The 21,309-nt window shown below is 72.5% G+C and carries 19 protein-coding genes; 7 read left to right on the top strand and 12 right to left on the bottom strand.

The window, feature by feature from the left end; genetic code table 11:
- Positions 1-41: 41 nt before the first annotated feature.
- From HD601_RS31910 to HD601_RS31890, 5 genes are read right to left on the bottom strand one after another with little or no spacing between them, the layout of a single operon-like run.
- Positions 42-1,304: an aspartate aminotransferase family protein gene (locus HD601_RS31910; protein ID WP_184828919.1), complete on the bottom strand. Its 1,263-nt coding sequence runs from the start codon at positions 1,302-1,304 to the stop codon at positions 42-44.
- Complete coding sequence (locus HD601_RS31905) at positions 1,301-2,404, bottom strand: phosphotransferase (RefSeq protein WP_184828917.1); 1,104 nt, start codon at positions 2,402-2,404, stop codon at positions 1,301-1,303. Before HD601_RS31905 ends, HD601_RS31910 begins: the two co-directional genes overlap by 4 nt.
- On the bottom strand, positions 2,386-3,663 hold the full coding sequence (locus tag HD601_RS31900) for an ArgE/DapE family deacylase (protein ID WP_184828915.1): 1,278 nt from the start codon (positions 3,661-3,663) through the stop codon (positions 2,386-2,388). Before HD601_RS31900 ends, HD601_RS31905 begins: the two co-directional genes overlap by 19 nt.
- Positions 3,664-3,688: 25 nt before the next feature.
- Positions 3,689-4,453 carry an SDR family NAD(P)-dependent oxidoreductase gene (locus HD601_RS31895; protein ID WP_184828913.1) on the bottom strand — a complete coding sequence of 255 codons (765 nt, stop codon included), beginning with the start codon at positions 4,451-4,453 and terminating at the stop codon, positions 3,689-3,691.
- Positions 4,450-5,211, bottom strand: coding sequence for an SDR family NAD(P)-dependent oxidoreductase (locus HD601_RS31890; protein WP_184828911.1), 762 nt, complete (start codon positions 5,209-5,211; stop codon positions 4,450-4,452). Before HD601_RS31890 ends, HD601_RS31895 begins: the two co-directional genes overlap by 4 nt.
- 60 nt (positions 5,212-5,271) lie before the next feature.
- Here HD601_RS31890 and HD601_RS31885 point away from each other — a divergent pair, with 60 nt between their 5' ends.
- The 4 genes from HD601_RS31885 to HD601_RS31870 all read left to right on the top strand — a co-directional run bounded on the left by HD601_RS31885 (position 5,272) and on the right by HD601_RS31870 (position 10,044).
- Positions 5,272-6,819: an aldehyde dehydrogenase family protein gene (locus tag HD601_RS31885; protein WP_221441480.1), complete on the top strand. Its 1,548-nt coding sequence runs from the start codon at positions 5,272-5,274 to the stop codon at positions 6,817-6,819.
- Positions 6,820-6,839: 20 nt separating this feature from the next.
- Entirely contained in the window at positions 6,840-7,865 is a 1,026-nt protein-coding gene (locus HD601_RS31880) for an NAD-dependent epimerase/dehydratase family protein (protein WP_184828909.1), read from the top strand.
- Complete coding sequence (locus HD601_RS31875) at positions 7,862-8,905, top strand: glycoside hydrolase family 88 protein (protein WP_184828907.1); 1,044 nt, start codon at positions 7,862-7,864, stop codon at positions 8,903-8,905. Before HD601_RS31880 ends, HD601_RS31875 begins: the two co-directional genes overlap by 4 nt.
- A gap of 101 nt (positions 8,906-9,006) precedes the next feature.
- Positions 9,007-10,044, top strand: a complete 1,038-nt coding sequence (locus HD601_RS31870) for a LacI family DNA-binding transcriptional regulator (RefSeq protein WP_184828905.1) — start codon at positions 9,007-9,009, stop codon at positions 10,042-10,044.
- Here the strand turns inward: HD601_RS31870 and HD601_RS31865 are convergent.
- From HD601_RS31865 to HD601_RS31845, 5 genes are read right to left on the bottom strand one after another with little or no spacing between them, the layout of a single operon-like run.
- Positions 10,041-11,051, bottom strand: a complete 1,011-nt coding sequence (locus HD601_RS31865) for an ABC transporter ATP-binding protein (protein ID WP_184828903.1) — start codon at positions 11,049-11,051, stop codon at positions 10,041-10,043. The genes HD601_RS31870 and HD601_RS31865 overlap by 4 nt on opposite strands.
- On the bottom strand, positions 11,048-12,103 hold the full coding sequence (locus HD601_RS31860; RefSeq protein ID WP_184828901.1) for an ABC transporter ATP-binding protein: 1,056 nt from the start codon (positions 12,101-12,103) through the stop codon (positions 11,048-11,050). Before HD601_RS31860 ends, HD601_RS31865 begins: the two co-directional genes overlap by 4 nt.
- A 7-nt stretch (positions 12,104-12,110) precedes the next feature.
- Entirely contained in the window at positions 12,111-13,043 is a 933-nt protein-coding gene (locus HD601_RS31855; protein WP_184828900.1) for an ABC transporter permease, read from the bottom strand.
- Entirely contained in the window at positions 13,040-14,005 is a 966-nt protein-coding gene (locus HD601_RS31850; protein WP_184828898.1) for an ABC transporter permease, read from the bottom strand. The genes HD601_RS31855 and HD601_RS31850 overlap by 4 nt, the downstream gene beginning before the upstream one ends.
- Positions 14,006-14,030: 25 nt before the next feature.
- A complete protein-coding gene (locus HD601_RS31845) occupies positions 14,031-15,551 on the bottom strand; it encodes an ABC transporter substrate-binding protein (protein ID WP_184828896.1) in 1,521 nt (506 codons plus the stop codon).
- Positions 15,552-15,965: 414 nt separating this feature from the next.
- Between HD601_RS31845 and HD601_RS31840 the strand changes: the two genes are divergently transcribed.
- Entirely contained in the window at positions 15,966-16,742 is a 777-nt protein-coding gene (locus HD601_RS31840) for an SDR family NAD(P)-dependent oxidoreductase (protein ID WP_184828894.1), read from the top strand.
- A 209-nt stretch (positions 16,743-16,951) separates the two neighbouring features.
- Here HD601_RS31840 and HD601_RS31835 read toward each other — a convergent pair whose 3' ends face one another.
- Together HD601_RS31835 and HD601_RS31830 are read right to left on the bottom strand one after the other, a co-directional pair.
- Entirely contained in the window at positions 16,952-17,686 is a 735-nt protein-coding gene (locus tag HD601_RS31835) for a hypothetical protein (protein WP_184828892.1), read from the bottom strand.
- Between the two features lie 45 nt (positions 17,687-17,731).
- The gene (locus HD601_RS31830) at positions 17,732-18,196 is read right to left on the bottom strand and encodes a hypothetical protein (RefSeq protein ID WP_184828890.1); all 465 of its coding nucleotides are present in this window, start codon (positions 18,194-18,196) and stop codon (positions 17,732-17,734) included.
- Positions 18,197-18,345: 149 nt separating this feature from the next.
- Between HD601_RS31830 and HD601_RS31825 the strand changes: the two genes are divergently transcribed.
- A complete protein-coding gene (locus tag HD601_RS31825; RefSeq protein WP_184828888.1) occupies positions 18,346-20,790 on the top strand; it encodes a sialidase family protein in 2,445 nt (814 codons plus the stop codon).
- 68 nt (positions 20,791-20,858) lie between these two features.
- Positions 20,859-21,245 (top strand): VOC family protein, encoded by a 387-nt coding sequence (locus HD601_RS31820; protein ID WP_184828886.1) that lies wholly within the window; start codon positions 20,859-20,861, stop codon positions 21,243-21,245.
- Positions 21,246-21,309 lie beyond the last annotated feature (64 nt).

Below are 21,309 nucleotides of genomic sequence, written 5' to 3'. Positions count from 1 at the left end.
AGAGCCAGGCCGCGGGCGGTGGGTTGGGCCAGCGCCGCACCTCAGTCCGCGGTGCGCTCCGTCATCCCGGCGAGCACGGTGTCCAACGTCTCGACGAGCAGGTCCGCGTGCTCGGTGCCGAACACCAGCGGCGGCCGTATCTTCAGGGTCGCGCTTGCCGGCCCGGTCGCGCTGACCAGCACCCCGGCATCGCGCAGCCCGTCGACCACGGCCTGCGCGGCCGCGCCGGACGGTCCGCCGCCGGCCTCCACGTCCACGCCCACGAACAGCCCGGCGCCGCGTACGTCACCGATGAGGTCGTGCCTCGCCGCCAGTTCCTCCAGGCCGTCCCGCAGCCGCGCGCCGACCTCGCGGCAGGACGCGACCAGGTCGCGGTCGGCGATCTCGCTCAGCACCGCCGAGCCGACGGCGGCGGCCACGCTGCTCCCGCCGAACGTGTTGAAGTAGCGGTACCGCCCGCCGAACGCCGAGGTGATCTCGGACCGGGTCACCACGCCGGCCAGCGGGTACCCGTTGCCCATGGGTTTGCCGAGCGTGACGACGTCGGGGACCAGGCCGTGCCGGTCGAAGCCCCACAGGCCGTCGCCCAACCGTCCGAACCCGGCCTGGACCTCGTCGGCCACGTACAGGCCGCCCGCGTCCCTGACCACGCGCACCGCGTCGGCCAGCATCCCCACCGGGTCGGGGATGATGCCGTCGCTGGACATCACGGTGTCGACGATGAGCATGGCCGGGCGCAGACCGTGCCGGGCGAGGTCGTCGACGGCGGCCCGCACACCGGCGGCGAACCGCGGGCCGGCCTGGGCGCCGAGCCGCGGGTCGGGCGCCGGAACGGCGCGCGCTGTGGGCGCGAGCTCGGAGGTGAGCGACGGCGACAGCGCGGCGATCTCGCCGGTCACGCCGTGGTACGCGTTCGCCGTGACGATCGCGCCGGCGGCTCCGGTGAACTCGCGGGCCATGCGGTAGGCGAGGTCGTTCGCCTCGCTGCCGGTGCAGGCGAAGACGGCCCGATCGAGGGAGTCGTCGAACAGCCCGAGCAGCCGCTCGCCGTAGTCGACGATCTCGTCGGACAGGTACCGGGTGTGCGCGTTGAGGCGGCGCGCCTGCTCCGCCATCGCGGCCGCCACCCGCGGGTTCCCGTGCCCGACGGACGGCACGTTGTTGTAGGCGTCGAGGTAGCGCCGCCCGCTCGCGTCGTACAGCCACACGCCCTCGCCCCGGACCAGGTGGACGGGGTCGCGGTAGAACAGGCGGTAGCTCTCGCCGAGCACCCGGCGGCGGCGGACGTCCAACGCGTCGGTCATGGTCCCTCCAGGAGACGCTGGAACTCGGCGGTGGCTGCGGCGCAGCCCACCTCGGCGGCGCGCTCCAGCCCCAGCCGGGCGCGCCGGTGGTTGCGCAGGATGTACCGGCGGTTCTTGGGGTGCTGGGCGGCCCGCCAGCCGGTGATGGCGACGATCAGGACGAGCCGCGCGACCACCAGGTCGAAGAGCACCTCGATCTCGGCAGCGGTCAGCGGGTTGACCTCGTGGTAGCCGCGGACGACGTCGAGGCAGGCGTCCAGCGCGGTGTCGCCGTCGACGAGTTGATAGGCGCTCGCCGTCGCCGCCTCCTGGACCAGCGGCGCTCGGATGATGTCGCCGAAGTCGATGATGCCGGCGACACGCTCGCCGGCCGCGTCGGCCATGACGTTCTGCGGGTTCGCGTCGTTGTGGATCACCTGGTGGCGCAGCAGCGGCAGCGCCGGCACCGCATGCTCGGCGAAATGCGCCAGCAGGCCGTGGGCCACGGTGTCCGCGGGATCGAGCACGTCCCGCACCCGCGTCGCCTTGCTGGCGTCCCAGAGGAGGTCGTGCTGCGCGCCCGGATGGCGGAACGCCGCCAGGGCGCGGTCCAACCGGCCCAGCTGCCGGCCCAGGTCGGTCCGCAGCGACGGCGACGGCGGGACGGCGTGCAGCGGTGTCCCGGGGAGGTACGAGTACACCCGCACACGCGAGCGCGGCGCTCCGTCCGGCGCTGACGGCGGCCAGAACACCTCGCCCCGTACGGGCTCCGACGCCGGGCGGATGCGCGGCACGGGGAGCGCGGGGTCGACGGCGGCGACGTGCCGCAGCGCCTGGGTCTGCAGGTCACTCAGCACCGGCGGTTCGGCCGGATGCACCACCTTGAGCACCCACGCATCGCCACCGGGCTCCAGCACGCGGAAGTTGCGGTCCCGCTCGCCGCTGAGTGGCTCCACCGTCCCGTCGAGGCCGAAGTGCGTGCGTGCGAGCGACCGCGCCTCCTCGACCGTGGTGCCGGGCGCGTGGTCCTCGAGCAGCGGCCCGAACGGGGCGGGTACCGGCGGCTGCAGGTGCACGGCCGCCGCTCGGGCGCCGTCGTCGCTCACGCGCGCCCGACCCACGCCGCCACCGTGCGGGCCAGGGTCCGGGCGACCCGCCGGACGCTCGCGAGGTCCACCCACTCGTCCGGGGCGTGCATCCCGCCGCCGCCCGGCCCGTAGTAGACGGCGGGGATGCCGCGGGCGGCGAAGTACCGCGCGTCGGCCGTGCCGAGCATCGGCGACACCGGAGCCGGAGCGCCGGATACCCCCTCGGCCTCGGCGCGCAGCAGCGCCACGATCGGCTCGCCGGGGTCGATCGCGAATCCGGGGGCCTGGAAGCCGTGCCAGCGCACCCGGGGCGGATGGGCGCCGGGCCGGCGCTGGGCCGCGGCGAACTCGTCGACGCAGGTCAGCACCTCGTCCCTGGCCCGCTGGACGGGCCAGTCGAGCGGGAAGGCGAGCCGGAACCCGACGACGCACTCCAGCGGCACGTTCGAGGGCCAGTCGCCGCCGCGGATCGTGCCGGTGTTGAGCGTCAGCGGCTCGTCGATGCCGTCATAGGCCGGGTGCCGGAACGCGGCGTTGAACCGGGCCGGCAGCGACCTCAGATGGGCGATCAGCTCGGCCGCGACGTCGATGGCGTTGACGGACGCACCGGCCTGGCCGACGTATGCGGGTGTCCCGGTGACGGTGACCTCGAACCAGAGAACGCCGGGGTTGGCGATCTGGACGTGCTCGCCTGTGATCTCGGGGATCACCGCGGCGTCGACGTGCGGGCCGCGCTCACGGGCGGCCAGGGTGCCGTTGCCGGTGCTCTCCTCCTCGATGACGGACTCGAAGACGAGGTCACCCCGGCGTGGCAGTCCGCTCGACGCGACGGCGTGGATCGCCAGGAGCCCGGCTACCAGGCCACCCTTCATGTCCAGCGCGCCGCGGCCGTAGAGCCGGTCGCCGTCGACGGTCCCGCCCCACGGGTTGCGGGTCCAGTGCGCGAGCGGCTCGACGGGGACGACGTCGACGTGCCCGCTCACCGCGACGGACCGGCCTCCGCCCGTTCCCGGCAGCACCGCCGTCAGGTTGGGGCGGACCTGCCGGCTGTGGTCGGCGGTGGCGAAGCCGGGGTGCGCGGCCAGGCCCTGCGGGTCGGTGTCCCACAGCTCGGCGTCCATCCCCGCGGCACGCGCCCGCGCGGCCAGGAGCTCCTGAGCCGCGCGCTCGTGCGGGGCGGTGCTGGGGATGCGAACGAGGTCGGAGAGGACATCGACGTAGCCGGCCCACAGCTCGTCGATCCGGGCGTCGAGCAGCGCGGCGTCGGCGGCTGCCAGGCGCTCTGGCGTCATGAAGTGGTCTCCTTTCGCGCGTCGGCTACGCCGACAGTCCGCCGTCGACGGCGAGCACCTGGCCGGTGACGAACCCGGCCCGGCCGTCGTCGAGCAGGTACTCGACGGCGGGGACGATGTCGTCGTAGCCGGCCACCCGGCCGAGAGGGATCGCGGCGACGACCGCCGCGCGGGACGCCGGGTCGGCGAGCGTCTGGCGGCCCAGATCGGTGTCGACGAACGTCGGCGCGACGGCGTTCACCCTGATGCGGTGCGGAGCCCACTCGCGCGCGAGCGTCCGAGTCAGCATGACCAGCCCCGCCTTGCTCGCGGCGTAGGCGGCCCGTCCAGTGGTGCCCACCAGCGCCGCCGCCGAGGCAATGTTGACGATCGCGCCGCCGCCCCCGCGGCGGAGCATCGACCGGCCGGCGGCCTGGGAGCACAGGAAGGCGCCCTTGAGGTTGGTGTCGACGATGTCGTCGAGGTGCTCCGGGGAGAGCTCCAGCGCCGGGCCGACGTGCTGCGCGCCGGCATTGTTGACCAGCGCCGAGAGCGGGCCCAGTGCCGTCTCCGCAGCCTCGACGGCGGCGGTGACATCGGCCGCCAGGCGCACATCGCCCTCGAGCGTGAGCACACGGACGTCTCCGCACTGTTCGGCGGTGGCGTCGAGAGCGACCCGGTCGCGGCCGAGCAGCGCGAGATCCCAGCCCGCCCGCGCCAGACCGGTGGCCAGAGCGCGGCCGATGCCGCGGGACGCGCCCGTGACGAGGGCGACCCGGCCGCCGGGACCCCCGGATTGGTGGTCGCTCATATCATCAGGTCCCCGCCGTTGACGTCCACGCTCGCGCCGGTGATGTAGGCCGCTTCGTCCGAGGCGAGGAAGCCGACCAGCGCGGCCACCTCCTCGGGCCGCCCGAGCCTGGGGATCGGGAAGCCCTCCGCGTACCGGCGCACCTGCTCCGCGTCGATGGTCCGGTGCACCATGGGGGTGTCGATGAGGCCGGGGCAGACGGCGTTCACCGTCACCCCCGACGCGGCGTACTCCGCGGCGAGATGCCGGGTCAGCCCCAGCACGCCGGCCTTGGCGGCGGTGTAGTGGGCGCCGCCGATGGTGCTGACGTTCTTGCCCGCGGTGGACGACAGGTTGACCACGCGGCCCCAGCCACGGGCCTGCATCGGCTCCAGCGCCGCCTGCGACAACAGGAAGCTGGACTTGAGATTCACGTCGAGCACGAGGTCCCACTCGTCCTCGCTGATCTCGCGGACCGGCGTCCCGAACAGGACGCCGGCAGCGTTGACCAGGATGTCCGTGGCCGCCAGCGGGCCCGAGCCACCGCCGAACAGCGCCGTGACCGCGTCGGCGTCGGTGACGTCCAGCTCTTCGGTGTCCGCCTCGCCGCCTGCTGCCTCGATGTCCGACCGGACCGCGGCGAGACCCGCCGAGCCGGGCAGGTCGGCCAGGACGACTCGGGCGCGCCGGCCTGCGAGCTCGTGCGCGATCGCCGCGCCGATGCCGCCGCCGGCTCCGGTCACGAGCGCGGTGCGGCCGGAGAGATCCGTGGCTGCCATGGGCTCCTCGAGACTCTTGCGGGTCCTGTGGGTACGTATGCATACTAAGCGCATCAGGCGGTGGCGAAGCAAGCATCCCGTCCGACCGCACCGACCCGCGAGACCTCCGGGAGCATCGTGCTCGACATCTCCGAACTCCCCGCCCAGGCCGTCCACCAGCAGCTCTACGTCGCAGGTGGGTTCGAGCCCGCCGCTGACGGGCGCACCTTCCCCACGGTCAACCCGGCCACCGGCGAGCCGATCGCCGACATCGCCCTGGCCGGGCCGGAGGACGTCGACCGCGCGGTGGCCGCCGCTCGCGGCGCGTTCGATCGCTGGGCGGGCCTCGACCCGCGCGAGCGCGGCCGCCTCCTGCGCCGCATCGCCGAGACGATGATCGACAACCTCGAGCTGCTGGCGCAGGTGGAGTGCCTCGACCTCGGCAAGCCGATCACCGACTGCCGGGCCGGCGTGCGTGACTCGGCGGCGTGGTTCGAGTACTTCGCCGACGTCACGCCGCATCTGCGCAGTTCGACGATTCCGCACGCGGACGCCCAGCTGGCCTACGTCCTACGCCGGCCGCGCGGTGTGGTCGCGGTGATCCCGGCCTGGAACTTCCCGCTGCCGCTCTACGGCATCAAGATCGCCGCGGCCCTGGGCACCGGCAACGCCGTCGTGCTCAAGCCGGCCGAGCAGACGCCGTTGAGCGCCCTGCTGCTGGCCACCCTCTGCGCCGAGGCGGGTCTCCCTCCGGGCGTGCTCAACGTACTCACGGGTCCCGGTGCCGAGACCGGCCGGCTCCTGGTCCGGCACCCGGGCGTCGACATGATCACGTTCACCGGCAGCACCGAGGTCGGCCGCGAGATCGCCGCGGCGGCGGGGGAGCGGCTCACCAAGGTCACGCTCGAGCTGGGCGGCAAGTCGCCGAACATCGTCTTCGCCGACGCCGACCTCGAGAGCGCCGCGGCGACGGGTCTGTTCAGCTTCACCGTCAACCAGGGCCAGCTCTGCAGCGCGGGCACCCGGCTGCTGGTCGAGCGGCCGGTGCACGACGAGCTGCTCGCCCTGCTGACGGCGAAGGCGGAGGCGCTGCGGGTCGGTGACCCGAGGGACGAGGCGTCGCACCTGGGCGCCATCGTCAGCGACCGGCAGCTGAGCCGGGTCGAGGGCTACGTGGAGTCCGGCCGCCAGTCCGGCGCGACGGTGGTGACCGGCGGGCGCCGGGCCGAGGTGCCGGGGCTCCCCGGCGGCTACTTCTACACCCCGACCATCTTCACCGACGTCGATCCCGCCGCTCGCATCGCGAACGAGGAGATCTTCGGGCCGGTGCTGGCGGTGCTTCCGTTCGACGACGAGGAGGAGGCCGTGAGGCTGGCCAACGCCGTCGACTACGGGCTGGCCGCGGGCGTCTGGACCCGTGATCTCGACCGGGTGCACCGGGTGTCGAGCGCCGTCGAGGCCGGCATCGTCTGGGTCAACACCATGCACCAGCTCTCGCCGGCCGTCCCCTACACCGGCTGGAAGCAGAGCGGGCTGGGCGTCGAGGGCGGCACCGAGCAGGCGCTGGAGTTCACCCGTCCGAAGTCGGTGTGGGTGGGCAGCAGCGCGGCCGCCCCGCGGTTCGTGTGAGAACGGGGGCGGACGCGACCATGGACGTCCTGATCACCGGCGCCGGCGGCCGCATCGGCTCGCAGGCGGCCCGGCTGCTGCTGGCCGGCGGCCACCGGGTCCGCGGCCTCGACGTCGCGCGCGGCCCCGTCGTCGACGAGCTGGAGACGCTCGGCGCCCGGGTGTTCGTGGGCGGGCTGAACGATCGTCAGCTGCTCGCGGAGGCATGTGCGGAGGTCGACGCCGTCGTGCACACCGGCGCTGTCCTGAGCTCGCACGGGCGGCCCGACGACCTGCTCATCGACGCGAACATCGTCGGCACCTACACCCTGCTGACCGCGGTCCGAGACCACGCGCCGGCACTGCGCCGGTTCGTGAACCTCAGCAGCGACGCCGTGTACTGGACCGGCGGCGACGTCGCGCCCGCCGCGCTGCCGGTGGACGAGCACTTCCCGCGCACCGCCGGGTCGGTCTACGGCGCCACCAAGGTCGCGGCGGAGCAGCTGTGCTGGTCGTTCCTGCACACCTACGGCGTGCCGATCGTCATCGCCCGGCCGACGGCGACCGCCGCGCCCGCCGAGCTGATCACGCCGGGCAGTGTCTTCGGGCGCCGGTGGTTCACCGGCGGCGCGCTGGACTGGTGGGCGTCGCGGCCGTCCCTCGCGCCCGCCGACGAGGAGCTGCGGCGGCTGCTGCGCGACTCCGGCGCCGCCCCGGACGACCTGTTCGTCGCGATCGACGCCGAGGGTCGCTCGAGCGTGTCGATGACCAACGACGCCCGCGACGTCGCCGCAGGTATCTGCCTCATGCTCGAGGTGCCGGAGGCCGTCGGCGAGGCGTTCAACCTGGGCTCGACCGAGCACTCCGACGCCGAGCTCGTCCGCTATCTCGGCGAGCGGCTCGGCCGGCGGGTGCACCAGATCGTCCACCCGGGCAAACGGCCGAGTTGGTACGTCAGCAGCCTCAAGGCGCGCTCGCTGCTCGGATACCGGCCGCGTCACGACGTGTTCTCCATGGTCGACGAGGCGCTGGCGGCCGCCGCCACCGGCACGGAGGTGTCCGCATGACCACGCAGGTGAATCCCGCACCGCCCCCGGGCTGGACCGGCCCGTCGCTGACCGAGCTGGACCAGGCCTGTCGCCGGGCGGTCGAGTGGGTCCGCGGCCACGCTCGACCCGACGGCGCGCTCGGCGATCCCGCCGACGGTTTCAAGACGCACCGCGCGCCGTGGGCACTGACGCTGGCCGGCGAGACCGACCTGGCCCAGGCCTACTGCGGCTGGGTGCGCCGCGAACTGCTGCGCGACGGCCGCCTCGACGGACCGGCACGGCTGCTCGACGACGGCTGGGCCTACCGCGACTCCACGCTGGTCATCGGCGCGCACATGCTGGAGCAGTACGACCTCTCCTATGGCGTGATCGATCACTTGTGCAGCTGGCAGGACCCCGCCTCGGGCGGTTTCGCCAACGACCGGCTGCCCGACGGGTCCGGCAGCGACGAGATGGACATCCCCTATGCCTGCGGGCCGGGGTTCGCCGCACTCGTCACGGGCCGCCTCGACGTCGCCCGCAGGGTGGCGGCGTTCCTGGCCACCGTCTACGACGCCCAGCAGGAGCTTCCCGACCGGCTGCACCTGTTCTTCTCGCGGCGCGACCAGCGGCCGATCCTGCCGTCGGATCCGCAGTTCGAGCAGCGGTTCGTCGTCGAGAACGCCGTCGACCGCAACCAGCGGTGGACCGCCGGCGGCATCGCGGCGGGGTTCCTGGGCCGGCTGTACCTCGTCGACCGCGACCCGGCGCTGCTCGAGTTGGCGCGCAGATACCAGGCGTTCTCGATGAGCGCCACCGATGCCCAGTTCAAGTACCCGGCGGTCTGCAAGACCAGCTGGGGTGCCGCGCTGCTGTACCAGATCACCGGCGAGGACCAGTACCGCGACTGGCTGGCCCGGATGGCCGACTGGTATCTCGACACGCAGGACGACGGCGGGTACTGGCACCCGGTGGTCGAGAACTGCGTCGGCGACGTCCTCGAGGTCACTCTCGAGTTCGTCATGCACGTCAAGATCCTGTCTGGCGCGCTGGTGTCGCGGCCGGCGCGGACGGGCTGAGTCCGATGCCGGCGGAGGGCGGCAACGGCGCCGGATCGGGGCGTATCCGGCGTGCTAGCATCGGTCGTCCCCAGCCACCGGATAGCAGGTCAGCCGCCTCGATGCGACGCCCCAGCGGGTCTCCCAGCAGTCGCGATCTCGCGCGCGAGGCGGGCGTCTCGCAGTCGACGGTCTCGCGCTATCTGAACAACGATCCGCGGGTCAGCAAGCAGGCACGCCGCAACATCGAGGCGGCCATGACGAAGCTGGGCTACACCCGCAACGCCGCGGCCCGCACGCTCATCACCGGGCACAGCCAGCTCATCGGGCTGGTCGTGTCGAACATCGCCAACCCGTTCTATCCCGAGGTCATCGAGGCCGTCGTGGCCACGGCGGCGGAGCACGGCTACAACGTCATCCTCTGCAACACCCAGGAGAGCCCCGAGCTGCAGCTCTCCTACCTCGAACTGCTGGTGGCGCACCAGGTCGACGGCGCCATCCTCACCTCGATGATGCTCGGCGGCGACGAGGACGTCATGCAGCGCATGCTCAAGCGCGCCCCGCTCGTGCAGGTCAACCGCACCGTCGAGGGTCTGCTCACCGACACCGTCCAGCTCGACAACGTCCGGGCCGGCACGCTGGCGACCGAGCACCTGCTGTCGCTGGGCCATACCCGCATCGGCTACATCGGCGGCAACCCGCAGGCGTCGACGAACGTCAACCGCTTCGAGGGCTACCGCAAGGCCCTGACCGCGCGTGGCATCGAGCCCGGCGACGACGACGTCCGGCACGGCCAGTTCACCCACGAGAGCGGCTACCAGTTGGCCACCGAGATCGTCGCCCGGCCGTCGCGGCCCACGGCGCTCGTGTGCGGCGACGACGAGGTGGCCATGGGCGTCATGGACGCCGTAATGGACCAGGGCCTGCGCATCCCCGAGGACGTCGCCATCGTCGGATTCGACGACGTCCCGGTCGCCTCCCTGCGGCCCATCGGCCTGACGACCGTCCGGCAGCCGGCCACGGAGATGGGCCGTCGCGCGGTGACGCTGCTGCTCGAGCGCATCCGCGGCGACCGCGACCGCGAGCCCGTCGACGTGCTGCTGCGGCCCAAGCTCATCGTGCGCCGCACCTGCGGAGGCCGGCCCGACGACACTCCCTAGCCCACGCGCTCCGGAGCACCGGCGAAGTGGCAGGCCGCCTCGTGGGTGGTGGCTGCGCCGGACACCGCCTCGAGGAGTGGCTCCTCGTGCGCGCACACGTCCTGGGCCAGCCAGCACCGGGTGCGGAACCGGCAGCCGCTGGGCGGGGTGGTCGACGACGGCACGTCGCCGGTCAGGACCCGCCGGCCGCGGCCGCGCTCCGACGGGTCGTCGATCGGCACCGCCGACAGCAGGGCCTGGGTGTACGGGTGCGACGGCGCCGCGTACACGTCCGCGCAGTCGCCGTACTCGACGAGCGAGCCCCAGTACATGACCGCCACCTGGTGGCAGAGGTGCCGGACCACGGCGAGGTCGTGCGCGATGAACAGGTACGCCAGTCCGAGCTGCTCCTGCAGGTCACTCAGCAGGTTGATGATCTGCGCCTGGACGGAGACGTCGAGTGCCGACACCGGCTCGTCCAGCACCAGCAGGCTCGGCTCGAGTGCCAGCGCGCGGGCGATGCCGATGCGCTGCTGCTGGCCCCCGGAGAACTCGTGCGGGTAGCGCTCGACGTCGCCGGAGCGCAGGCCGACCATGCCGAGCAGATCGCCGACGCGCCGCCGCCGTGACCGTGCGTCGCCGACGCGGTGGATGCGCAGCGGCTCCTCGACGATGTCGCCGACGGTCATCCGGGCGTCGAGCACCGAGGCCGGGTTCTGCAGGACCACCTGGAGGCGGCGGCGGTGCCCGCGCAGCTCGCGCTCGGACAGTCCGGTGAGGTCGACGCCGCCGAACCGCACCCGGCCCGCCGTCGCCGGTACCAGCCCGAGGACCGCCAGCGCCGTCGTCGACTTGCCGGACCCCGACTCGCCGACGAGCCCGAGCGTCTCGCCGGCCCGCAGCGTGAAGCTGACGTCGTGCACCGCGCTGACCGCGCCGACCGCCCGGCGCAGCAGCTTCGTCCTGATCGGGAAGTCGACGCGGAGGTTCTCGACCTCGAGCAGCGGGGTGTCGGCCGGCTGGGTCATCGGGCCTCTCCTGGTCCGGTCGCGGACGAGCTCAGCGGCGGGGTCGGCGGCTGGGCCAGCCGGTCGGCGAAGTGGCAGGCCGAGAGCTGGCCGGGAACGGGCTGGGGCAGCAGCGGCGGCGTGCGCTCGGCGCAGATCGCCTGGTCGCGGCCCACATCGCAGCGCGGGCGGAAGGCACAGCCGACGGCGTCGGCGAGCATGGTCGGTGGCTGGCCACCGATGGCCGGCAGCCGCCGCGCCGGCACCTTGGTCTGCGGGCGGCTGGCCAGCAGGCCGACGGTGTACGGGTGCCGTGGCTCGGCGAAGATCCGGTCCACGGCCGCGGTCTCGACGACGCGGCCGGCGTACATGACGACGACGCGATCGGCCAGCTCGGCGACCACACCGAGATCGTGAGTCACCAGCAGCACCGACGACCCGGTCTCGTGCCGCAGGCCGTCGAGGAGCTCCAGGATCTGCGCCTGGATGGTGACGTCCAGCGCCGTCGTCGGCTCGTCGGCGATGACCAGCGCGGGCCGGTTCGCCATGGCGACCGCGATCATCGCGCGCTGCCGCATGCCGCCGGAGAACTCGTGCGGGTACTGGTCGATGCGCGACTCGGGGTCGGTGATGTTGACCATCCGCAGCAGCTCCAGCACCCGGGCGCGGAGCGCGGCGCGGCCGGCCGACCGGTCGTGCACCTTGATGGCCTCGGCGATCTGCCGGCCGATCGTCTGCACCGGGTTGAACGACGCGGTGGGGTCCTGGAAGATCACGCCGATGTCGCGGCCGCGCACGCGGCGCAGCTCCCGCTCGGGCATCGTCAGCAGGTCGCGGCCGTCGAAGGCCGCGCTGCCGCCGGTGACCCGGCCGCCGGTACGGGCCAGGAGCCCGAGGATGCTCGCCATGGTGACGCTCTTGCCGGAGCCGGACTCGCCGACGACGGCGACCACCTCGCCGCGCCCCACGTCGAAGCTCACCTCGTGGACGGCCTGGATCGCCGAGGGGCCGGAGCCGAACCGCGTCGAGAGGTCCCGGACGCTCAGCAGGGGAGTGGCGGACGCCGTGGTCATGCCGGGCTCACCTCTTCTGGCGCGGGTCGAGGGCGTCGCGCAGTCCGTCGCCGACGAAGTTGAGCGAGAGCACCGTCAGGATGATCGCCAGGCCGGGGAAGACCCACATCCATGGCGCTCCCTCGAGGATGGTCAGCGACTGCGCCTCGTTGAGCATGCCGCCCCAGCTGGCCTGCGGCGGCCGGACGCCCAGGCCCAGGAAGGACAGCGCCGCCTCCAGCTGGATCGCGCCGGCGCTGAGCAGCGTGACCACGACGGTGAGCGGCGAGAGCACCGGGCGCAGGATGTGCTTGCGCACCAGCCAGAACGATCCCGCTCCCAGCGCACGCGTGCCCAGCGCGAGGTCCTGTTCCTTCAGCGACATCGTCAGCGCGCGCGTCACCCTGCATGCAGTGCCCCACTCGAACACCGCGATGACCACGACGATCGTCGTCATGCTCGGGCCGACGATGGTGATCACCAGGATGATCGGGATGAGCGCGGGGAACGACAGCACGATCTCGACCAGCCGCATGACGACGCCGTCGACCCAGCGGCCCAGGTATCCGGCCAGCAGGCCGAGCGCGAGGCCCAGCGCCGCTGCGGACAACGCGGCCACGATGCCGATGGTCAGCGACACTCGCGCGCCGTAGAGGACGCGGCTGAGGATGTCGCGGCCGGACGAGTCCGTGCCCAGCAGATGGTCCCCGCCCGGCGGCTGCTGATAGGCCTGCAGATCCACCGCGTTGGGGTCGTGCGGCGCCAGCAGCGGCGCGAAGATCGCGGCCAGCGTCGCCAAGACCAGGAACACCAGCCCGGCGGCGGCGAGGCGGTTGCGCAGGAACCGGCGGACGGCGGCCCGCCGCGGCGAGATGGAGGCCGCCCCGGTGACGGCGTCCGCGGCGGAGGCCGTGACCGCCGGCGGCTGGTCGGTGAGTCCGTCGAGTCGCAGATCGCTCATGTCAGCCTGATCCTCGGGTCGAGCACCGCCGCGGCGAGGTCGGCGAGCAGGTTGCAGACCATGACGGCGACGGCGGTCAGCAGCACGGCCCCGAGCAGGACGGGGTAGTCGCGGCCGTTGACGGCGTCCAGGATGAGTGTGCCCATGCCCGGCCAGGCGAAGACCTTCTCGATCAGCACGGTTCCCGCCAGCAGCGCGGGCAGCTGCACGGCGATGGCGGTCGTCAGCGGGATCAGCGCGTTGCGCAGCGCGTGTCTCGTCACCACCGCCGCCCACGGCACGCCCTTGGCGACGGCGGTCGTGACGAACTTCTGGTCCAGCACCTCGAGCATGCCCTGCCGGACGTAGCGCATGTACGGGCCGACGAGCGTGGCCGCGAGGACGCCGGCCGGCAGGATCAGGTGCCGCATGCCGTCGGCGAACGACGGCTCCTCGTCCAGCGTCCGCAGCCCCGAGCTCGGCAGCACGCCCAACTTGAGCGCGAAGACGTAGATGGTCATGAGGCCGAGGAAGAATCCGGGGATCGAGATCGCCAGCATGCCGCCGGTCCCGATCGTGTAGTCGGCCCAGCTGTTCTGCCGCAGCGCGGCGACGACCCCGAGCACCAGACCGGCCAGCAGCGCCACCAGGACGCCGGTCACGATGAGGGTCAGGGACGGCCCGACCCGCTCGCCGAACAACTGCGTGACCGGCACCTTCAGCTGGTAGGAGTACCCGAGGTCGCCCTGGAACACCTGCCCGAGCCAGCGCACGTACTGCACCGGCACCGGCTGGTCGAGCCCGAAGGCGGCGCGCTGCCGCTCGATGTAGTCGCTGGCCGACGGCCCCTGCAGCTGAGTCGGGTCCAGCTGCATCTTCACGGGATCACCGGGCAGCATCCGCACGAAGGCGAAGGCCACCACGGTGATCCCCAGGAAGACCGGTACCGCGATCGCGATACGGCGAACGGCGTACGTCAGCATGCCGATACGGGCCCGGCGACCGGCGTCATGACGTCCACGTCCATTCCCCGATGTTCCAGTAGACGCTGGACGGGTTGCCGTGGATGCGCACGCCCGTCAGGTGGCTGTCGTGGCCCGCGAGCTGGTTGGGCGTGTACAGCATCAGGCCGTCGGGGTCGGCGTTGAGCGTCTGGTAGATCTGGTGGTAGGTGGCCGTGCGCTCGGCCTCGTCGGTCTGGGCCAGGCCCTGGTCCCACAGCGCGTCCAGGCCGTCGACGCAGTAGCGGGCGATGTTCCCGCCGGCTGGGTAGGCCGCCGAGCACCTGTTGTAGGTGGCGAGGTCGTTCGGGTCGGTGGTGAAGATGCCGCCGCCGATCGTGAACATCTGGTAGCCCGTGGCGGTCTCGGCCATGGTCAGCAGGTTCGCCGTGTCCGTGTTCTGGATCTCGACGGTGATGCCCACGTCGGCCAGATTGGCCTGGATGATGTTGACCGCGCTGTCGAAGTCGCGCTGACCGGGCCGGTGCAGCAGGACCAGCGTCGTCGACGGGTCCCAGCCGGCCTCGGCCAGCAGCTCGCGCGCCTTGTCCGGGTCGAAGTCGTACTGGATGAGGTCGCCGTTCTGCGACAGCGCCCACTCCGGGCCGAGCTGGCGGATGTTGTCCTTCGCGACGGAGCACTCGCCCGCCAGCACCGTCGTGCAGATGCCCTCGCGGTCGACGGCGTAGGCGATGGCCTGGCGGACCCGCGCGTCGGCCAGGGCCGGGTCGGCGAGGTTGAACTGCATGACCTGCGGCGCGACCCCGGGCACGGACGCCACGGCGTAGCCGTCGCCGAGGTCCTCGACGGCGCCCTTGTCCGGTGCGGTCAGCGGCGAGACGAACTGCGTCTCACCGGTGCGCAGCTGGGCCATCGCGGCGTCGGAGTCGAGGACCCGCATGAACAGCTCCTCGAACCCGGGCCCCTCGCCGCGCCAGTTCTCGTTGGCGACCAGGTGGGCGTACTGCCCGGGCTGCCACTCCTCGAGCACGAACGGGCCCGATCCGACCGGCAGGGTGGCGAAGAAGTCGTCGTCGGGCAGCGCCGCGGGGTCGACGTCCCCCAGCACGTGCTCGGGGAGGATCGGCATGAACTTGTCCAGGCTGGCCACCTGGTTGACCCAGGCACCGTTTGGCGCGGCCAGCGTGAACACGATGGTCGACTCGTCCGGCGTCGCGATGCCGGCGATGGTGTCCGCGGCACCGTCGACGTACTCCGCCTGGCCCTGGACCGCGCCGAGGCGCGACGCCACCGGGCTGATCCGCCCGTCGAGGTATCGCGTGAACGAGAACGCGACGTCCGCGGACGTCAGCGGCTCGCCGTCGCTCCAGGTCAGATCGGGCTTCACGACGACGGTGACGGTCAGGCCGTCAGGGGCGATCTCCCAGCTGTCCGCGAGCCGCCCGATGACCTGGCCCTGGTCGTCGGTGCCGACCAGTGGCGTCTGGGTGGCGTCGAACATCTGTCCCTTGCCGATCTGGCTGGGCAGGAACGGGTTGAAGTCGTCGGACTCGGCGCTGAGGGTCACGTTGAGGACGGTGGGCGCGGCAGCGCTCCCGCCCGCCGAATCGGCGTCGGAGCCGGATGAGCCGCCGAAGCATCCCGCGAGCATCACGGCACCAGCCGTGGCGACGGCGAGTTTCGCGGGGAAGAGCGATCGCTTCACGCAGATACCCTCTCTATCGGAGTCGAGAACCGCTGTGGTCACGGGATGGGCGCCGAGCCGAAGAACCACGGCAACCACCACGCCGGCAGGGAGCCGACCTCGGCCGCTGTGCGTGGTTACGTATTCACGATGGCGCGAAACTAGCTCGCACGGTGTTGCAGTGTCAAGGCGCTGTGGAGGATCGCGAGACGCCATCCCCGGGGGACACTGAAGTGATCATGAGGTGAGTACGTACCCCACGCGAATGCCGCAATCGACTCCACTACAGTGACTGTAATGAAAAGCTTCACAGGGAAGGTCGCGCTCGTCACGGGGGCGAGCCGCGGCATCGGGGCGGCGACGGCGCGCGCGTTCGGAGCCGCCGGGGCGTCGGTGGTGCTGGTCTCCCGGTCGGCCGACGCGCTGGCCGCCGTGGCCGCCGACATCGAGCGGGCGGGCGGTGCGGCTCTGACGGTGCCGGCCGACCTGGCGAGCGCCGAGGCGGCGGAGGGGATGGTGGCGGCCGCGCTCGATCGGTTCGGGCGGCTGGACGTGGCCGTCAACTCGGCCGCGGCGCACGGCAGCCGACCCACCCCGCTGGCGTCGATCGACGTCGACGAGTGGGACCGGACCATCGCGGTCAGCCTGCGCGGGGTGTTCCTGTCCCTGCGGGCCGAGATCGCGGCGATGGTCGCCGGTGGCGGCGGCGCGATCGTCAACGTGGCGTCGACGACGGGGTTCGAGGCGGTGGCCGGCCTGGCGCCGTACGTCGCCGCCAAGCACGCGCTGATCGGGCTGACCAAGACGGCCGCACTGGACCACGCCGCCGACGGCGTGCGGGTCAACGCGCTGGCGCCCGGCCCGACCCACACCGAGTCGCTGGAGCGGGCGGGGGAGGCGGCGCGGTCGCGCGTGGCAGCCTCGCTCCCGGTCCACCGCCTCGGCACCCCGGACGAGGTGGCTGCGGCGGCGCTCTGGCTCTGCGGCGACCAGGCGGCGTTCGTGACCGGCACGACCCTGGTGGTCGACGGCGGCCTGCTGGCCGGTCAGCCGCCGTTCGGCTCGGGCTGGTGAGTGTCTGGCGGCATCACAACGGTGTGAGATCACTGCGCTGAGTGGGTGGAGAAACTGTTGTCACAGCGACAGCAGCGCCACACGGATCACGCAGGGATCTGCCCTCGCGGCCGCTCAGCTGTTGATCATGGAGTAGGTGGTCTTCCGCGTCGCTGGGAACCTGCCCTTCTCCATGATCAACGAGGGCGCGGGGGTGTTGTCGGCGGCGCTCAGAACTGGCCGTCGACCTGGAACTCGACGGCGTCGTACTCGCCGAACGGGTCGGCCGACCAGAACTCCGCTGTCAGCGTCGCGCCGGCGGCGAAGCTCTGCGCCGAGCCGTTCAGCGTCGCGACGACGACGCCGTCGAGGAACAGAGTCGCCGTCCAGAGGGCGCCCGCGACGGCCTCGCCGGTGTTGGTGACCCTGGCCCGCAGCGCGAAGCCGCCGATGCCGTCGTCGGACACCTGCACGTCGGCGAACTCGAACTGCCCGGCGGTGTAGGTGCCGGCGGCGGGCGGGGTCTCGTCCTCCTCGGCCGGGGTGGCGGGTGGGGCGGGTGGCTGCGTCGTCGGTGGTTGGCTCGCCGGCGGCGCCGCGGGGGTCTCCTGCGCCGCCGGGGTCGCCGTCGCCGCGGCGGCCGCCTCCGCTGCCGCCTCGAGCTGCGTCACGGACTCCCGCAGCCCGTCGCGCTCGCTCGTGAGCTCGTCGACCTGTCCCTGCAGCGTGGTGACCTGCTCCTCGAGCGCGGCGGTGTCGCTGCTCGCCGCGACCGGCTGCTCCGGCTCATCGCCGTCGCCTGACCAGACGAGCGCGCCGATCGCGATGCCGGCGACGAACGTGACCGCCGCGACGACCCCGGCGATGACCCGTCCGCGCACCCGGCTCGGCTCGCCCTCCGGCTCGTCCGGCAGCAGGCTCTCCGGCTCGTCCGACGGCGACGCCGGCGGTGTCGGTGTGGTCATCGTGCTCCCTGGTCCGGCGCCGATCCTGCAGCACCTCAGGAGATATCAGCCGGCGGGGCGGAAGTCCATGGTCCAGTTCGCCTTCCACGGGCCGTCGTCGACGAGTTGGAGGGACTGCTCCCACTGTGCCGTGCCCGGCCCGTGGGTCCAGCGGAACCGGGCCCGCACCCGCCTGCCCTCCCACTCCTCGGGCCCGTAGAAGGTGCCCACGCCGTCGGCGAAGCGGCCCTCCATGGGCTCGTCGAACCGGCCCGGCCGGCTCGACGACATCCAGTAGATGCGCCACACGTCCTCGGACGGGTCGTACAGCCGGACAGTGCCGGCCTCCCACGGGTTGCGGCCCGGCAGGCCGGCGAAGCTGAAGCTGTCGATGTTGCCCAGCCCGCCGAGGATCGGCCGCGCCTCGCACGCCGTCGCGAACTCGACCCACGACCCGTCGTCGTCGAGGTCGGGGCGCCAGCGGTTGTGCACGTCCCACCGGCCGAAGAGGAAGTCGAAGTCGCCGTTCACCCCGTCATCCTCACACCCGCCACCGACAACCTCCCCGATCACTCGGCAGCACGCATGGTGACACGTTCCATGTCAATGCCCCGAAAGTGACAAGTCGTATCCAGTCAGGAGACATTGACATGGAACGCCATGCTGTCTTTCATCGGCGCATGGCTGCCACCCTGACCGCCGCGAGCCGGCGCGCCGTCGTCCTGTCCGGGACCCTGCTCACCGTCGCGGCGCTGGGGCTGTCCGCCAGTCCCGGCACGGCCGCGCCCGCAGCCGCCGCGCCCGCAGCCGCTGCGGACACCCCCGCCGCGCCCGCAGCGGACGCCCCCGCCGCAGCCGAACCCGTCTCCTCCGACGGCGCCAGCGTGCACCTGGGCTCGCCGCGGGAGGTCATCCACACACCGAACGTCGACGCCGGTGAGGTTGCCTGGGCGCCGGACGTGCACGCGTTCGACGCCGGGACGGCGGCCGCGCCGACCCGGCCGGTGCACGTGACGTTCGGCCGCCACCGCGACTTCCGGCCGTGGGTGGAGCCCGGGAGCAAGACGTCGCTCGACGGTGGGCTGAACTTCACCCCCGTCCCGCAGGTGCCCGGCATCTTCACCGCGGTCCGCCGCGCGGACGGCACTGTGCTCGACTTCTCGATGACCGTCGCCGGGGGAGCGTCGAACATCGTCGACGCCGACACGCGGCGGGCCTACACCCGCGTCTCGACCGACGGCGGTGTGACCTTCGGGGCGCCGGCCGAGACCATGGTCGACATCGCGCCCGAGGTGTTCGGCCCCGGTGCGAACCTGTACCCGAACAACCTGGTCGCCGCGCCCGACGGCACGCTCTACCTCGGTGCGTACGCCGTGTTCCCGCACAGCACCGGCCCGTCGACGTCGGCGCTGCTCATCCAGAGCACCGACGACGGCGCGAGCTGGCAGCTGCACTCGGTGATCGCCCGTGGCGCCCGCGGGATCGGCGACCACCAGTTCACCGAGACCGCTCTCGAGATCGGTACCGACGGCGACCTCGTGGCGGTCATGCGCAACTGCCTGACCATCGAGCCGGAGCCGGGCTCCGCCCCGCCGTGCACGTACGTCCCGCTGCAGACGGCGCGCCTCGACCTCGACGACCCCGACGCGACCTGGACCACGCCCGAGCCGGTCGACGCGCCCGGGTTCCCGAGCATGATCCAGCCGCGCCTGCACCTGCTGCCCAACGGCGTCATGGCGCTGCTGGCGGGCCGGCAGGACACGTGGGTCGCGATCTCGCCCGACGGTACCGGCGCGTCTTGGGAGCAGCCGACGCTCGTCTACCGCAATGCCGCACTCGACCAGGACGGCAATCCGCTGCCGTTCCCGGGGACCATCAACGAGGGCTCCAGCGGCAACAGCGGCATGGACTGGGTGGCGTCGAACCGGGTCGTCGCCGCGGCGGACACCTGTCACGCCGTCTGGGCCTTCAACGCCGACACGGACAAGTGCAACTGGCGGTCGCACGTCTACACGATGACCGACATCGACCACCAGGCGATCGTGCGCCGTCCGGTCGACATCCTGACGCCCGGCGCCGGCAAGCTCGACCTCGCCGGCAAGGTGCGCGCACGAACCGCGTCGGTCACCGTCGGCCACGAGTACCGGACGGCGGCGCGGCCGCGGCTGGGCGCCCAGGGCGCCGTCGACGGCAGCACCGAGACGTGGTCCAGCGCCGCCGCGGCCGGCGGTCCCGGCGTCTACACGATCGCACTGGACCGGGAGTACCGCCTGGAGAAGATCGGCCTGAGCCAGTGGATCGGCCGCGAACAGGTCGCCACCGTCGAGGTCGCCACCTCGCCCGACGGCCCGTGGACGACCTGGTGGGAGACGGGCTCTCAGCGCAGCTTCGCGCTCACCTACTCGTCGGAGCTGCCCGTCGTCGACGCCCGGTACGTGCGCGTGACGACGCCGGGCTCGGACGACTGCCCCGAGGGCATGCCGGCGCCGTGCAGCATGCTGAACGAGATCGAGCTGTACGCCGCCGACACGCAGACCTTCGAGAACGACCCGCTCTACACGTCGCCGCGCGACTACGAGCGCTCGGCGATCGGCGTCTTCACCACCGACATCAACACCGCCGGTGCCGGGCGCGTGCTGCGCATCTCCGACGCCGTCGCCGACGACCGCGCCGTGTGGGTGACCAAGCCCGGCGACCCGACGGACACCAAGACGCTCGCCTTCCGGTTCCGGCCCGACCAGATGGGATTCGACGAGGGCGTCGAGCACGACGCGTTCGTGTTCACCCTCTCCGGCCGCAACGGCCGCAAGGACGTCGAGCCCTACCGTCTCGCCGTCTTCGACGACGGGTCGATCGGCCGGTGGGTGGCGAAGTCGCGACGGTGGCAGGAGATCGCGCCGTCCGGCACCGTCCCCGGTGTGGCGGGCATGTACGAACGCTGGAGCTCCATCCGGGTCGACGCGACCCTGCGGTCCGCGACGGTGAGCGTCAACGGCACCGTCGTCGCGACGACCGTCCCCGACGGCAAGGTCACCGCGCTGACGTCGCACACCCTGGCCACCGACACCACACCGGCGGTGAACAGCCAGACCTTCTTCGTCGACGAGGTCGAGTTCCGCCCCTGACGCCGGGGGCGTGAACCCCTGTCCATCGTCGCGCGAGGGGCGTACGTTCGATGTCGGGGGTGGTTGGCATGCTCACCGATTTTCCGGTCTACGCCACGATCGCAACGGGGGACCTGGCCCGGGCACGGGCCTTCTACGAGGGGACACTCGGGTTCAGTCCCGAGATGGAGGACGAGGCCGCAGGGGTCTTCTACCGCTCCGGTGGAGCCCGCTTCCTGCTGTACCAGAGCGACTTCGCGGGCGGCCCGGCGCAGACGGTGGCGACCTGGGTCGTCGACGACGCCGACGCGACGGTCGACGAGCTCACCGCGAAGGGCGTGACGTTCGAGCAGTACGACCTGCCCGGGCTCAAGACCGACGCCCGCGGGATCGCCGAGCTCGGACCGTTCCGCGGCGCCTGGTTCAAGGATCCCGACGGCAACATCCTCAACGTGGGGACGGGTCCCGCCAGCTGACGACAAACCGTCCGGCCTAACACCCGGCGGGTGATGCGGGACGCGCCGGAGCCCGCCACGCTGT

The sequence above is a fragment of the Jiangella mangrovi genome, from assembly GCF_014204975.1.
GTDB classification, from domain to species: Bacteria; Actinomycetota; Actinomycetes; order Jiangellales; family Jiangellaceae; genus Jiangella; species Jiangella mangrovi.
Note: the sequence above shows the minus strand (reverse complement) of the source record. Positions and strands in the feature narration are given on the sequence as shown.